Genomic DNA, 13959 nt, shown 5'->3' with positions numbered 1-13959 from the left:
CCGGACAGCACCCGGATCAGCTTGGCCTGGGCCATGGGGGCGCGCTGGAAGTGCAGGCCGCGCACGGTGCCGCGCGGAGCGGAGAAGGATTGGTTGTCCTGGATGAACACATCCGCGATGCCCGCCCGCGCCAGGATGTCGGCCCGGTAGGTCTCGCAGAACCAGCCCCGCGCATCGCCCAACCGCGTCGGCACCACCCGCCGCACCGCCGGAATCTGCGTCTCAATCACCTGCATGCCAGAATGCCTCCACGACCGGGAATGACCATCACTCTTGGCAAGGCTGTGTCTAAGACTGTCAAGACCGGCGTGAGGGATTTTCGGGGTTCGCCTCAGCCTAAGGTTGCGTAGGCTCAGGTTGCCCTCGAGCCCCGGCCCTGTTTCCGACACACGACTCCGCAAAACCGGACGGTGTTGATGTTCCCGGATCTCCCTCTGGTCAGCCGGTGGGATAGTCCGGACGGAAAGTATCGATGATCGCCATTCAGATCATATCCGGAACGTTCGGCCCCGGAGCGGGCTCCTACGAGTTCGGCGTCTTCGCGTTGCCCGATGGAAGCCGGCGCGGGGTCGAGGACCTGGAGTCCTCTGCGCTCCGGCCGCCGACCCAGCCGCCGCGACGCTCCGGTATCGCCCGGGGATTGCGCGAGGCCCTGGCGGCGACCGGTCCCCTGCCGAATCCGTTCGGCTTCGCCGCTTCCCTCGTGCATGCAGGCCTCGACGTGCTGGGCGGTGACGCGGGGCCGGCCTGGACCGTCGAACTCCGATTCAGGGACGGTGCCGGCGCGCTGATCCGGGTCGACGGCGAGACGGCCGCGCAGATCGAGCGAGACCGGGAGGTGGTGCGACGCGCCGGCCAGCGCCTGTCCCCGCCCCTCCCCGTCGCAACGGAGGCTCGGACGCCCGGGGCGGAGGGAGATGCCGACCCGGCCGACGTGTCCGTTCCCGACGGACAGACCCTGGCCTCTCTCTTCGCGTACGAGAAGCGCGGTGGTCGCGTGCGTCGCCTGTCCAAGGCGCTGGACGGCGCCTGATCCGCCGCGACGGCGGGATCTCATCCCTCGATGACGCTGACATGGGCCGCGACGACCTTCCAGCCGTCGGGGAAGCGGATCCAGGTCTGGCTCTGGCGTCCGATCCGTCCCGGCGCGCTCGACCGGGAGAACAGCGTCATCGCGATCCCGGTATCGGTGCCGTAGGTGGTGATGACCGTGTCCCTGAGGTCGCGGGCGAGCCCCACGGGCGAGCGCGTCCGGCGGAAGGCGCGGATCGCCTCCATCCCGTAGAGGTTCTCCGCCCCGCCGTAGCGGATGGTACGCGGATCATCGTGAAACAGTGCCTCCAGGGTCGGCACATCGTTGCCCACCAGGGCCGCCTCGTAGGCCGCGAAGGCGGCCTCCACTTCAGCCTTCACGGCTGGATCGTCGATGAGCATCGGAGTGTCGCTCACAGCTTCGCCACGGGCGCCCGGACGATGCCGTCCCGCTCCAGATGGTGCGCCACCCGCAGGGCATGGTCTTCGCGCCAGGGCGCGGCGATGACCTGAACCCCCAGCGGCAGGCCCTCGTCGAGGCGCACCGGCACGGCCACCACGGGCAGGCCGATGAAGGAGATCGGCTGGGTGAACACGCCGATATTGGCTCGCACCGGCAGGGTCACCCCGTCGAGGACGAAGGTGGCTTGTCCCGAACGGGGCGCGCGGCACGGAGTGGCAGGCGCCAGGATCACGTCGACGTCACGGAACAGGTCCTGCACGGCGGCCCGATACCAGCGGCGGAAGCGCTGCGCCCGCTCGACGAGCGGGGCCGGGATCATCGCCCCGGCGATCAGCCGATCGCGCACGGCCGGGTCGAAATCGTGCCCGCGGGTCCTGAGGCGGTCGAGATGGAGGGCAGCCCCCTCGGCCGCCGTGATGAGGTAGGCGGCGGCCCGGGCGCGGGCCGCCTCCGGGATCTCGACGCTGCGCGTGGCACCGAGAGCTCGGGCGACGGCGGCCACGGCCGCGAACGCCTCGGCGTCGCCGCCGCGCGCGAAGTAGCCGCTCGCCACCGCGACCCGCAGATCGCCGAGGCCCTCGGCGAGACCGGGCAGGACCGGGGCGGCCGGCCGCGTCGTCGCCACGGGGTCGTCCGGGTCCGGCCCCTGCATGGAATCGTAGCTCAGGGCGAGGTCCGTGACGCTGCGCGCCATGGGGCCGAGATGGTCGAGGCTGCCGACGAAGGGGAAGCTGCCCGCCCGCGTCAGGCGGCCGTAGGTCGGCTTGAGGCCGAAGCAGCCGCAGAAGGCGGAGGGAACCCGAATCGAGCCGTTGGTGTCGGAGCCCAGCGCGATCGGGACCAGGCCGGCTCCGACGGCGCCCCCCGAGCCCCCGGACGAGCCTCCGGACATGTGCCCGAGATCGTGCGGATTGCGGGTCGACCCGTCATGGACGTTCTCGCCGGTGAAGTCATAGGCGTACTCGCCCATGTTGAGGCCGCCGACGAGGATGGCGCCGGCCGCCTCCATCCGGCGCACCAGGGCACCGTCGCGCTCGGCCGGGGGCCGCTCACGGTTGATCTTCGACCCCGCGCGGGTCGGCAGGCCGGCGATGTCGATCAGGTTCTTGACCGCGAAGGGCACGCCGGCCAAAGGCCCCAAGGGCTCGCCCCGGAGTCGCGCCGCGTCCAGGGCGGCGGCGCGCGCTTGAGCCCGCGCGCCGAGCACGTCCGTGAAGGCGTTCACCGCGCCGTCCACCCGCGCGATGCGCGCCAGGGTCGCGGCCACGTTCGCGGCGGCGGTCGTGGTCCCGTCCCGGAACGCCGCCGCCAGCGCCTCGGCGGTCATGGTGCTCGGATCGGGCATCGCATCCGGACCGCGCGTCATGCTTCGTAGACCGGAGCGGCTTCCGCCTCGTCGGGCAGGGGAAACGCGGCGACCTGGGCGGCCGCCGCGCGCAGGACGGCAAGATTGCTGCCGATGGCGCCGATCCAGGCCGGATCGAGCGGAATGGCGAGCAGACCGGCCGCGGCGTCGATGTAGGCGTCGAGGCCGCCGGATGGCGGGTCGTTGCGCTCCGACATGAACTTCCTCCCAGGGGTTTCCCTCCGCGCGGCCGTTGGCCCTCACCGCACGGAGCGGGACCTATTCTGCCGCGACCGCGGCCTGAGTCGAGGGCGGCATCAGGCGTGCGGCCGCCCTCGAGCGCGAGGCGGCGTAGAGCAGTGCCGCCACCATCGCGTAAGCAAGCGCCAGGCCGGGCGTCACCGCGATTCCGACCGCCGGTCCGTGCATGAAGCCGAAGAAGGTGAGCACCGCTCCGGCGAGCGCGAAGGCGGCCGCCTTGGCAAAATCGCGCTCGATGATGAACACCGTCACGGCGCCGAGGATGAGTCCGCCGAGGATCGCGCCCTCGCCGAGGATGCCCAGGCCCTCGTACAGGACTCCCGCCTGTCCCAGCTTGGCGAGGCCCAGCGCCGCCGCGCTGGTGCCGGCCGCGCCCAGCGCACCGTCGATCAGGGTCTTGGCCCAGGCCGCGAGGTGCGGCGCGAAGGCCAGCACGATGGCCGGTGCGTGGGAGTGCGGGGTCTCCTGGAAGGCCTGCGCTCCGATGAGCATGCCGATGTAGAGCAGGATCGGGGCGATCGCCACGACGGGCACGAGGCTGGACAGCAGCGAGACGAGGTTGAGCCAGCACAGCAGCAGGATCACGGCCCCCGTGGCGAAGGAATAGCCGATGCGACCGCCCATCGCCTTCCAGCCGGGATGGCCGATATAGACCGCGTTGATGAAGGGGTTGCCCATGAGGCAGCCGATGAGGCTGACGACCCCGTCGGCGGTGAGCACGCGGGTGGTGGGATAGGGGTCGCCCGCCACCTCGGCGCTCTCGACGTTGTCCATGGCTTCCACGAGATCGTAGATGCCGAACGGGATCGCGGTCACGAGGATGATCCCGATGAAGTCGAAGCCCGAGAAGACGTGGCCGACCGCCGGCAGCGGCACCGAGAAGCCGATGCCCTGGAGCGCCGCGACGAGGCCGGGACCGCTGACGCCGCCCATGTCCAGGCCGAACAGCTTGGCGCCCCAGGCCACCACCATGCCGAACAGGATCGCAACCAGGCCCGCCGGCAGGCGGCCGGGATAGCGCAGGCCCCCGAACCAGGCGAGCAGGATGATCGCGAAGGCCACGACCCCGATCACCGGAGTGGTGATGAGTTCCAGGGCCGGTCGCATGGCGATGAAGGTCACGGAGACGCCCGCCAGGGTGCCGAGCAGCGCCGCCCGCGGGGTGATCCGCCGGATCACCGGCGCGGCGAAGCCGCCGATCATCAGGATGAAGCTCTGGATGAACACCCAGGCGAGACCCGCCTCCCAGGCCTTCACGGGATCGCCCGTGGCGAGCTTGATCGGCAGCATGATCACGAAGACCACGATGAACATGTGCGGTACGCTGATGCCGGAGGGCAGCGCGCAGACGTCGTGACGCCCGGTGTCGCGGGCGAGGCGGTAGGCCAGCCAGCCGTAATAGGCGGTGGAGAGGCAGAGCATCAGCCCGATGGCCGGCAGGATGCGCCCGAAGGTGATCGCGTCCGGCATGCCGAGCACGAAGCGCAGGAGGCCGGTGAGCACCAGCAGATTGACGAGGATGTTGGTGCCGAAGCCGAAGAAGGCGTTCCAATCGCCCGGTACCCAGAGCCTCGGGCGGGATGGCCCCCCGAATCCGGATGACGCCGACCCTGTCCCGAATGTGCCCGCCGTCATGCTGGTGCTCCTTCCCGCTGGTGTGCCGCTCCCGCGTGCCTGGATATTCGTTCCGGTCGGCGCGGCTCTAGCGCGCGCCGCCGAGGACCTCGATCACCGCGGCCGAGGAGGAGATCCAGCCGAAGATGCCGCCCTGTGCGGCGATCATCGCGAGACCGACCCGGTGAAATTCGGGAAAGTAGGAGGCGCAGCCGTCCCCGATCGCCACGCAGCGGTAGCCACGGTCGTTGCCCTCGCGGATCGTCGTGTGCACGCAGACCTCGGTGGTGACGCCACAGACGAGCAGGGTGGCGATCCTGCGTGCGGCGAGGACGGCCCCGAGATCGGTGGCGTAGAAGGCGCCCTTCCCGGGCTTGTCGATGATCACCTCGCCGCGCATCGGTGCCAACTCGGAGACGATGCCGTGGCCCGGCTCGCCCCGGATCAGGATCCGGCCCATCGGGCCCGGCGCACCGATCCGTGCCGTGGGCGCGCCCCGCTCCAGCTTGGCCGCAGGGGCATCGGACAGATCCGGTTTATGGCCCTCCCGTGTGTGCACGATGAGGAGGCCGGCGCGTCGGGCGGCGGCGAGGACGGACCGGATCGGCGGCACCGCGGCCTGGAGCAGCGACACGTCGTTGCCCAGGGTCTCCCCGAAGCCGCCCGGCTCCAGGAAGTCGCGCTGCATGTCGATGATCACCAGAGCGGTGGTCGCGGGATCGATCGACAGCGGAGCGGGCTCGGCCGCAAGGAGATGGGACATGCCGGGGCACCGAGCCGGAGGATCGTTCACCGCAGCAGGTGCGAGGGACTGCGCCGCGCCGCGAATCTCCCTCGATCATGTATGCACGGGCGCCACCGGACACGCTCAAATTATGCTCGATCCTGCCTTCTTGTCCGGCAGCCTGCAAAATTCGACGCCGCGGTCAGCGACGCAAGCGCTCCGGATGCGGGCCGGACGGTTCGGACGCCCGCCGTCGCCTGCCTTCGCGTGCCGTCGCGCGATCCTCGGCCTTGGCGGCGTCCACGGTCTCGAAGGCGTCCTCGACGATGCTCATGTGGATCAGCATGGCGGCGTTCGCGGCGGACGCATCCCGCGACAGCACGGCACGGACGACGGCCCCGTGCTCGCCGTGCGAGCGGTGCAGGCGCCCGGGCGCCTGGAACTGCGCCCGCCGGTAGGGCGTGAGGCGCCGCCGCAGGGAGAGGGCGATCTCCTCCACCACGCTGTTGTGGGCCCCCACGTAGAGCGCTTCGTGGAACGCTTGATTCGCGTCGGCGTAGCCCCCGCGGTCGTCGGCCTCGGCGAGCCGGCCCATCGCCTCGTGCAGGTTCTGCAGGGCGGCCCGCTCGGCGGGGCTCATGCTGAGGGTGGCGAGGCGCGCGCAGGTCGCCTCGATCTCCCCCATGGCGATGAAGAGCATGTCGAGCTCGTCCGGCGTGATCGTCCGCACCGTGGCCCCGGTGCGCGGGCGCAGGTCGATCAGCCCCGTCCCGCTGAGCAAGCGCAGGGCGTCGCGCACCGGCGTGCGCGAGACGCCGAAGCGCCGGGCGAGCACCTGCTCGTCGAGGCGCAGGCCCGGCGGGAAAGTGCCGGTGAGGATCTCGCCGGCGATCTCGTCCGCAAGGCGTTCGGCACGGGTCTGGGACGCGGGCAAGGGGATCTCGATGCTGGAGAGCGCCGGGGCCGGACGCGAGCGGCGGCGTGGCGGCATCGTAGGGCCGAGTTGCGCGCCACCGCAACGGCGGGTCGTCCGAGCGTCGGCGCGGCAGCACACCGATGCCGTGCGGGCATCACGCCCAACGAGCACGCAAGCGTGACCGGGAAACGGCCCCCCGGCCGCGAAGACCGCTGCGCCGCCGCCGGCGATCTCCCCTCCGGCCTCGGCCGACGCGGGGCGTCGAACCGGCCGTGCTTGGCGGCCGCCGCGCCGGTGTTGCGGATCTGCATCTGTGCGGCGATCAGCGGTCAGGCCCTCGCACGCTGGCACATCGGTTGCTGAAACATCCCGCAACGGGCGTTCAAGCCCACGGGGGACGTCATGACGATCACGATTTTCGCACGGCCGCTCGCGGCGGCCGCCATCAGCCTTGCCGCCCTGGTGCCGGCCGTGGCCGCGGATCTCACCAAGGAGAAGGCGCCGGTGGCGCCCACGGAAGTTCCGTCGTCCTTCTTCCTGTTCTCGGACACGCAGGTGAGCTACCGCTACCAGTTTCCGGCGGCCAATCCGGGCAGTCAGGTGCAGCGGGCCGACGGCAGCTTCCGCAACCAGGACGCGCCCAAGCACATCCTCAACATCTCGCACGCCGATGCCTGGGAGTACGGCACGAACTTCTTCTCCCTCGACATCCTGAAGTCGGGCGCGCAGTTTCCGGCCGGCACCACCAACGCGCCGGGGGGCTTTGCCCAGTACGATTACGGGAACACCGAGGCCTACGGGCTCTACCGGGGCACGCTCAGCCTGAACGCGCTGACCGGCACCAAGGCCTTCGTGGTGCCGGGGATCGTCAAGGACGTGTCGCTGGCCTTCGGCTTCGACGCCAACGCGCAGAACGACGCCTTCGGTTCGAAGAAGCGCGACGTGGTGGGGGGCCTGAACTTCGCCTTCGACGTGCCGGTGGGCTTCCTGAACGCCTCGGTGCACGCCTACAAGGAGTGGAACCGCAACGGCTTCAACCTGGGGGCGGACCGCTACACCAGCTTCGACGTCGTGCCGGAGTTCGAGATCGTCTACAACTTCCCGCTGACCTTCACGGGCCTGCCGCTGAGCATCGCGGGCTTCAACAACATCGTGCTGCCCAAGGGGCGGGGCGTGGACAACCCGGCCGTCTTCGCCTCCAACCCGAAGACGGGTCTGGAATTCCTCTCGCGCACCAACCTGGTCCTGGATGTCGGCAAGCTGATCTACAACCAACCCAACCGGGTCGATGTGTTCATCGGGTTCCAGTACTGGCACAACAAGTTCGGCAACATCGAGCGGTTCAACTTCAAGGGCACCGAGGAGAAGAGCTTCCTGGCCGGTGTCGCGTTCCACGTGTTCTAGGGGCAGAGTGCGGGGGCTGAGGGCAATCCCTTCGATCGAGCCTCGATCGCCATGCAGAACGTCCGCCCCGGACAGCAGCCGGACGCGGACCCAACGGAGATGACGGACAGAATGGCCGAGGCCAGCCCATCGAAGCGTCTCTGGATCCGCAACCCGCTGTCGATCCTGGCCGAGGATTCCGCCGGCGGCATCGTCGTCGAGGGCACCCGCATCGTCGAGCGGGTGCGGACCGGCGCCACGCCCGCCGCACCGGTGGACGAGACCTTCGACGCCAGTCGCCACGTGGTCATCCCGGGCCTCGTCAACACCCACCACCACTTCTTCCAGACCCTGACCCGCGCCCATCCGGTGGCGATCAACAAGCCGCTCTTTCCCTGGTTGAAGGCGCTCTACACCGTCTGGGACAAGATCACCCCGGATGCGTTCCGGCTGGCCACCCGCCTCGCCTACACGGAACTGCTGCTCTCCGGCTGCACCACGGCGGGCGACCACCACTATCTCTTCCCCAAGGGACTGGAATCCTCCGTCGATATCCAGGTCGAGGAGGCCAAGCCCCTCGGCATCCGCGCCTTCGTCACCCGCGGTTCGATGAGCCTGTCCGAGCGCGACGGCGGCCTGCCCCCCGAATGCCTGACGCAGGACGACGACACCATCCTGGCCGACAGCGAGCGGGTCCTGCGCCTGTTCCACGACCCGAAGCCCGGCGCGATGGTGCAGATCGGGCTCGCCCCCTGTTCGCCCTTCAACGTCACGAAGCGGCTGATGCGCGAGAGCGCGGCGCTGGCGGACGCCCACGATTGCCGCCTGCATACCCATCTCGGCGAGACGCTGGACGAGGACCGCTACTGTGTCGAGATGTTCGGCCAGCGCCCGGTGGACTACCTCGAGGAGGTGGGCTGGATGAGCCCGCGCACCTGGCTTGCCCACGGCATCCACTTCAACGATGCCGAGGTGAAGCGGCTCGGCGCGGCCGGCGTGGGCGTGTGCCACTGCCCGACCTCGAACATGACCCTGGCCTCGGGCCAGTGCCGGACCTGCGAGCTGGAGGCCGCGGGCAGCCCGGTCGGCCTCGGCGTCGACGGCTCGGCCTCCAACGACAGCTCGAACCTGATGGAGGGCGTGCGCCACGCCCTGATGATCAATCGCCTGACCTACGGGGCCGAGGCCGTGACCCATCTCGATGCCCTGCGCTGGGCGACGGAAGGCTCCGCCGCCTGCCTCGGGCGCAGCGACATCGGCCGTATCGCTGAGGGCCGGGAGGCGGATCTGGCGCTGTTCACCCTCGACGAACTGCGCTTCTCCGGCGCGCACGATCCGCTGGCCGCCCTGGTGCTCTGCGGCGCCCACCGGGCCGACCGGGTGATGGTGGCGGGCGCCTGGCGCGTGGTCGACGGCCAGCCCCTGGGAATCGAGACCGGGCAATTGCGCGAGGCCCATACCCGCCTCGCCCACACGCTGTTCGGGACACACTAGGGTGGTGCCCGTCGCGCCCCCGGTCCGGACGGAGGGGCCGACGCCCCTGTTCGGCGCCTACGGCATCGTCAAGCGCTTCGGCGATTTCACGGCCAATGACGGGGTCGATCTCGAGATCCGTGCCGGCGAGATCCACGCCCTGCTGGGGGAGAACGGAGCCGGTAAATCGACCCTGATGAAGATCCTCTACGGGCTCCTCGAGCCCACCGAGGGGGTGGTCACCCATCGCGGCGACGTGGTGCGCCTGGCCAACCCGGAGGCCGCGCGGGCCCTCGGCATCGGCATGGTGTTCCAGCACTTCTCGCTCTGCGAGAACCTCACGGTGGCGGAGAACATCGCGCTCGTGATGCCTAAGGGGCTGAGCGGGCGAACCCTCAAGGCGCGCATCGGCGCGGTCGGCGCCGCTTATGGCCTGCATCTCGATCCCGACCGCCCGGTCTGGTCGCTCTCGGCCGGCGAGCGCCAGCGCATCGAGATCATCCGCTGCCTGCTGCAGGACCCCAAGCTCGTGATCCTCGACGAGCCGACCTCGGTGCTGACGCCGGGCGAGGCGGAGCTGCTGTTCACCGTCCTGGAGCGCCTGCGCGACGAGGGCCGGGCGCTGCTCTACATCTCGCACCGGCTCGACGAGGTGCGCCGGCTCTGCGCGCGTGCCACCATCCTGCGGGGCGGCCGGGTTGTGGGGGCCTGCGACCCGCGCGCGGAGACCGCCCGTTCGCTGGCCGCCATGATGGTGGGCGAGCAGGTGGGCGAGGTGAAGCCGCCCTCCGGGGTGCCGGCGGGCCCCGAGCGCTTGGTCCTGTCCGGGCTCACCCTCCCCGCCCCCGGCCTGCACGGCACCGCCCTCGACGGCGTCTCGCTCAGCGTGCGCGGCGGCGAGATCGTCGGCATCGCGGGCATCGCCGGCAACGGTCAGGCGGAGCTGTTCGACGCCCTCTCGGGCGAGGCCCTGGCGCCCGAGCCCGGGATGGTGCGGTTCGACCGCGTCGATTCCGGCCGCCTCGGCATCACCGCGCGCCGCCGCAACGGGGCCGCCTTCGTGCCGGAGGAGCGCAACGGCCACGGCGCGGCCCCGACCCTGAGCCTCTCCGACAACGCCATCCTCTCGCGCCACGCCACGGCGGCCCTGAGCCGCTTCGGATTCCTGCGCCGCGCCGCCGCGAAGTCCCTCGCGAGGGCCGTGATCGACGCCTTCGACGTACGCAAGGCCGGCCCCGACCCCGCCGCCGGCACCCTCTCGGGGGGCAACCTGCAGAAGTACCTGATGGGCCGCGAGATCCTGGCCGAGCCCGGCATCCTCGTGGTCAACCAGCCGACCTGGGGGGTCGACGCCCTGGCCGCCGCCCATATCCGGCAGGCGCTCCTCGACCTGGCGGCACGCGGCGCCGCCGTCCTGGTGATCAGCCAGGACCTCGACGAGTTGTTCGAGATCGCCGGGCGGATCGCGGTGCTGCACGACGGCGCCCTGTCGCCGGCGGTGCCGGCGGCTCAGACCACCCGCGAGACCCTGGGCCTGCTCATGGGCGGGGCCGAGCCGGCGCCCGCCGGCCCACCGGTGGCGATCACCCCGGACCTCGACCGGGAGCCGAGCCATGCGCATTGACCTGACGCCGCGCACCAACCGCTCGGCCCTGATGGATGCGCTCTCGCCGGTCCTCGCCTTCCTCGCCGCCCTGGCGGTTGGGGGCCTGGTGGTGGCCGCCCTGGGCCGCTCCCCGGCCGCGGCCTTCGTCACCTATTTCGTGGCGCCCTTGAGCGAGCTCTGGTCCCTGCAGGAGGTGGCCCTGAAGGCCGCGCCGCTGGCCCTCATCGCCACCGGCCTCGCCTTCTGCTTTCGCGCCAACATCTGGAATATCGGCGCCGAGGGCCAGTTCGTGGTCGGCGGTCTGTTCGGGGGCTGGATCGGCGTCGCCACCCACGGGGCCACCGGCAACACCCTCTGGGTGCTGCCCCTGATGCTGATCGTCGGCACCGCGGCCGGCATGCTCTACGCGCTGATCCCGGCGTTCCTGAAGGTCCGCCTCGGGGTCTCGGAGATCCTCACCAGCCTCATGCTGGTCTACGTGGCCGAACTGCTGCTCGACTACATGGCGCGGGGGCCTTTGCGCGACCCGGCCGGCTTCAATTTCCCCCAGAGCGTCACCTTCGACGAGGCCGCCCGCCTGCCCTACCTGATGGAGGGCGACACCCTGCATGCCGGCGTGGCGATCGCCCTGGGCGCCGTCGTCGTCGCCACCCTGGTGCTCGCCCGCACCCTGTTCGGCTTCACCGTGCGGGTGGTGGGGGCCAGTCCCCGCGCCGCGCGCTTCGCCGGCTTCAGCGACGCCCGCCTGACACTCGCGGTCTTCGCGGTTTCCGGGGGCGCCGCGGGCCTCGCCGGCATCGCCGAGGTGGCGGGCAAGATCGGTCAGCTCCAACCCTCGATCTCGCCGGGCTACGGCTTCACCGCCATCATCGTGGCCTTCCTCGGCCGGCTCTCGCCGCCGGGGATCCTGGTGGCGGCCCTCGTCATCGCGCTGACCACCATCGGCGGCGAGGGCGCGCAGATCAACCTGAAACTGCCCCTCGACCTCACCCGGGCCTTCCAGGGCCTGCTCCTCGCCCTGGTGCTCGGGGCCGACGCCCTGTCGCGCTATCGGGTCCGCCTCGTGCCGGGAGCCGCCGCGTGAGCCTCGACATTCTCCAGATGGTGCTCGTCACCATCATCGCCGCCGCCACCCCGCTGATGATCGCGGCCCTCGGCGAACTCGTCGCCGAGCGCGCGGGCGTGCTCAACCTCGGCGTCGAGGGCATGATGGTGCTGGGCGCGGCCACCGGCTTCGCGGTGGCGGTGGAGACCGGTTCGACGCTGCTGGGCGCCGTGGCCGGCGCCGGGGCGGGCCTCGCCCTCTCGGCCCTGTTCGGCATCCTCACCGTGGTGCTCAGCGCCAACCAGGTCGCCTCCGGCCTCGCCATGACGATCCTGGGCCTTGGCCTCTCGGGCCTCGTCGGCGCCTCCTACGTGGGCCTGAAACGCGAGCCTGCGCCGCATCTGGGGCTGCCCGGCCTCACCGACCTACCCGGCATCGGCCGCCTGCTCTTCGGGCAGGACGGCTTCGTCTACCTCGCCTTCGCCCTGGTGGCGGGCGTGTGGTGGTTCCTGTGGCGCACCCGCGCCGGCCTGATCCTGCGGGCCATCGGCGACGATCATACCGCCACGCATGCCCTCGGGCTCAGAGTCCGCAAGGTTCGCTTCCTCGCGGTGCTGTTCGGGGGCGCCTGCGCGGGGCTCGCGGGAGCCTACCTGTCCCTGGCCTATACCCCGTTCTGGGCGCCCGCCATGACGGCCGGGCGCGGCTGGATCGCCCTGGCGCTCGTGGTCTTCGCCTCCTGGCATCCGCTGCGGGTGCTCGCCGGCGCCATGCTGTTCGGGGGCGCCACCGTGCTCCAGCTCCATGCCCAGGCCGCCGGCATCGGCCTCCCGGGCCAGGCGCTCTCCGCCCTGCCCTACCTCGCCACCATCCTGGCCCTGGTCTTGCTCTCCCTCGGCAGGCGGCAGGGCGGTTCCCTCGCCCCGGCGGCACTCGGCCGGGTCTTCACCCCGCACCGCTAGGCGTGCGTCAGTTTAAGGACATCGAGACGATGCGGATTGTGCAGGGTGCCCTGTTGGCCGTTCTGGCGCTCGGGATCGGCGGTGCGCAGGCCCAGGAGAAGAAACCCGGAGAGAAGCTGAAGGTCGGGTTCGTCTATGTCGGCCCGGTCGCCGATTACGGCTACTCGTTCCAGCACGACCAGAGCCGCAAGGCCCTGGCCGCCGCGCTCGGCGACAAGGTCGAGACCAGTTTCCTCGAGAACGTGCCCGAGGCCGACAGCGAGCGTTCCATCGAGAGCTTGGCCCGCTCTGGCCACGGCCTGATCTTCACCACCTCGTTCGGCTTCATGGAGCCGACCCTGAAGGTCGCCAAGAAATTCCCCAAGCTGAAGTTCGAGCACGCCACCGGCTACAAGCGCGCGGCCAACGTCTCGACCTACTCGGCCCGGTTCTACGAGGGCCGCTACATCTGCGGCGAGATCGCCGGCCGGCTCTCGAAGACCGGCACGCTCGGCTACATCGCCTCGTTCCCCATCCCCGAGGTGGTGAGCGGAATCAACGCCTTCATGCTCGGCGCGCAGTCGGTGAACCCCAACATCAAGCTCAAGATCGTCTGGGTGAACACCTGGTTCGATCCGGGCAAGGAAGCGGAGGCCGCTAAGGCCCTGCTCGCGCAGGGCGCCGACATCCTGTCGCAGCACACGGATTCCGCCGCGCCGTTGCAGGAGGCGGAGAAGCAGGGCAAGCTCGCCTTTGGACAATCCTCCGACCAGATGCGCTTCGCCCCGAAGGCCCAGCTCACCTCCATCGTCGACGACTGGGACGGCTACGTCATCGCCGAGGCCAAGGCCGTCCTCGACGGCACCTGGAAGAGCCACGACACCTGGGGCGGCATCAAGGACGGCATGGTCGTGCTGGCGCCCTTCACCAACATGCCCGACGACGTGAAGGCCAAGGCCGAGGCCAGCAAGAAGGAGATCGCAGACGGTACGCTTCACCCCTTCCATGGCCCGGTGATCAAGCAGGACGGCACCGAGGTGGTGAAGGCGGGCGAGAACGCCCCCGACCCGATGATCCTCGGCATGAACTGGTACGTGAAGGGCATCGACGACAAGCTGCCGCAATAGGGGGCGGCGAACCCTTGCAGGCGGTGTGG

Annotated in this window: 14 protein-coding genes; 7 read left to right on the top strand and 7 right to left on the bottom strand. The window is 70.6% G+C overall.

Going from position 1 to position 13959, the window contains the following annotated elements:
• Positions 1–236, bottom strand: a 236-nt coding sequence (locus tag AC3WLN_RS17055) for a dTDP-4-dehydrorhamnose 3,5-epimerase family protein (protein ID WP_492483205.1), incomplete at its 3' end; no start/stop codon positions are given.
• A 236-nt stretch (positions 237–472) separates the two neighbouring features.
• On the opposite strand from AC3WLN_RS17055, the gene AC3WLN_RS17050 reads away from it, so the two are divergent.
• Positions 473–1033, top strand: a complete 561-nt coding sequence (locus AC3WLN_RS17050; protein ID WP_492483203.1) for a hypothetical protein — start codon at positions 473–475, stop codon at positions 1031–1033.
• Positions 1034–1053: 20 nt separating this feature from the next.
• Here AC3WLN_RS17050 and hpxZ read toward each other — a convergent pair whose 3' ends face one another.
• The 6 genes from hpxZ to AC3WLN_RS17020 form a co-directional block, all read right to left on the bottom strand.
• On the bottom strand, positions 1054–1434 hold the full coding sequence (hpxZ, locus tag AC3WLN_RS17045; protein WP_492483202.1) for an oxalurate catabolism protein HpxZ: 381 nt from the start codon (positions 1432–1434) through the stop codon (positions 1054–1056).
• An 11-nt stretch (positions 1435–1445) separates the two neighbouring features.
• On the bottom strand, positions 1446–2861 hold the full coding sequence (locus AC3WLN_RS17040) for an AtzE family amidohydrolase (protein ID WP_492483200.1): 1416 nt from the start codon (positions 2859–2861) through the stop codon (positions 1446–1448).
• Complete coding sequence (locus tag AC3WLN_RS17035; RefSeq protein WP_463778670.1) at positions 2858–3058, bottom strand: DUF4089 domain-containing protein; 201 nt, start codon at positions 3056–3058, stop codon at positions 2858–2860. The genes AC3WLN_RS17040 and AC3WLN_RS17035 overlap by 4 nt, the downstream gene beginning before the upstream one ends.
• A 61-nt stretch (positions 3059–3119) precedes the next feature.
• Entirely contained in the window at positions 3120–4736 is a 1617-nt protein-coding gene (locus AC3WLN_RS17030; RefSeq protein WP_492483198.1) for a regulator, read from the bottom strand.
• Between the two features lie 67 nt (positions 4737–4803).
• A complete protein-coding gene (locus AC3WLN_RS17025) occupies positions 4804–5478 on the bottom strand; it encodes a cysteine hydrolase family protein (RefSeq protein WP_492483196.1) in 675 nt (224 codons plus the stop codon).
• A 163-nt stretch (positions 5479–5641) separates the two neighbouring features.
• The gene (locus tag AC3WLN_RS17020) at positions 5642–6373 is read right to left on the bottom strand and encodes a GntR family transcriptional regulator (protein ID WP_492483194.1); all 732 of its coding nucleotides are present in this window, start codon (positions 6371–6373) and stop codon (positions 5642–5644) included.
• Between the two features lie 396 nt (positions 6374–6769).
• On the opposite strand from AC3WLN_RS17020, the gene AC3WLN_RS17015 reads away from it, so the two are divergent.
• The 6 genes from AC3WLN_RS17015 (at position 6770) to AC3WLN_RS16990 (ending at position 13930) form a co-directional block, all read left to right on the top strand.
• The gene (locus AC3WLN_RS17015; RefSeq protein WP_492483211.1) at positions 6770–7759 is read left to right on the top strand and encodes a hypothetical protein; all 990 of its coding nucleotides are present in this window, start codon (positions 6770–6772) and stop codon (positions 7757–7759) included.
• Between the two features lie 99 nt (positions 7760–7858).
• Positions 7859–9232 (top strand): 8-oxoguanine deaminase, encoded by a 1374-nt coding sequence (locus AC3WLN_RS17010; protein ID WP_492483192.1) that lies wholly within the window; start codon positions 7859–7861, stop codon positions 9230–9232.
• A 4-nt stretch (positions 9233–9236) separates the two neighbouring features.
• Positions 9237–10835 carry an ABC transporter ATP-binding protein gene (locus tag AC3WLN_RS17005; protein ID WP_492483190.1) on the top strand — a complete coding sequence of 533 codons (1599 nt, stop codon included), beginning with the start codon at positions 9237–9239 and terminating at the stop codon, positions 10833–10835.
• Positions 10825–11901, top strand: a complete 1077-nt coding sequence (locus tag AC3WLN_RS17000) for an ABC transporter permease (RefSeq protein WP_492483188.1) — start codon at positions 10825–10827, stop codon at positions 11899–11901. Before AC3WLN_RS17005 ends, AC3WLN_RS17000 begins: the two co-directional genes overlap by 11 nt.
• Positions 11898–12824 carry an ABC transporter permease gene (locus AC3WLN_RS16995; protein ID WP_492483186.1) on the top strand — a complete coding sequence of 309 codons (927 nt, stop codon included), beginning with the start codon at positions 11898–11900 and terminating at the stop codon, positions 12822–12824. Before AC3WLN_RS17000 ends, AC3WLN_RS16995 begins: the two co-directional genes overlap by 4 nt.
• Before the next feature lie 29 nt (positions 12825–12853).
• Entirely contained in the window at positions 12854–13930 is a 1077-nt protein-coding gene (locus tag AC3WLN_RS16990; RefSeq protein WP_492483184.1) for a BMP family ABC transporter substrate-binding protein, read from the top strand.
• Positions 13931–13959 lie beyond the last annotated feature (29 nt).

The sequence above is a fragment of the Methylobacterium sp. FW306-05-D genome, from assembly GCF_058782155.1.
Note: the sequence above shows the minus strand (reverse complement) of the source record. Positions and strands in the feature narration are given on the sequence as shown.

Coding starts and splice junctions, on each gene's coding strand:
- AC3WLN_RS17050 (WP_492483203.1), top strand. CDS start 473: ATGATCGCCATTCAGATCATATCCGGAACGTTCGGCCCCGGAGCGGGC.
- hpxZ (WP_492483202.1), bottom strand. CDS start 1,434: ATGCTCATCGACGATCCAGCCGTGAAGGCTGAAGTGGAGGCCGCCTTC.
- AC3WLN_RS17040 (WP_492483200.1), bottom strand. CDS start 2,861: ATGACGCGCGGTCCGGATGCGATGCCCGATCCGAGCACCATGACCGCC.
- AC3WLN_RS17035 (WP_463778670.1), bottom strand. CDS start 3,058: ATGTCGGAGCGCAACGACCCGCCATCCGGCGGCCTCGACGCCTACATC.
- AC3WLN_RS17030 (WP_492483198.1), bottom strand. CDS start 4,736: ATGACGGCGGGCACATTCGGGACAGGGTCGGCGTCATCCGGATTCGGG.
- AC3WLN_RS17025 (WP_492483196.1), bottom strand. CDS start 5,478: ATGTCCCATCTCCTTGCGGCCGAGCCCGCTCCGCTGTCGATCGATCCC.
- AC3WLN_RS17010 (WP_492483192.1), top strand. CDS start 7,859: ATGACGGACAGAATGGCCGAGGCCAGCCCATCGAAGCGTCTCTGGATC.
- AC3WLN_RS17000 (WP_492483188.1), top strand. CDS start 10,825: ATGCGCATTGACCTGACGCCGCGCACCAACCGCTCGGCCCTGATGGAT.
- AC3WLN_RS16990 (WP_492483184.1), top strand. CDS start 12,854: ATGCGGATTGTGCAGGGTGCCCTGTTGGCCGTTCTGGCGCTCGGGATC.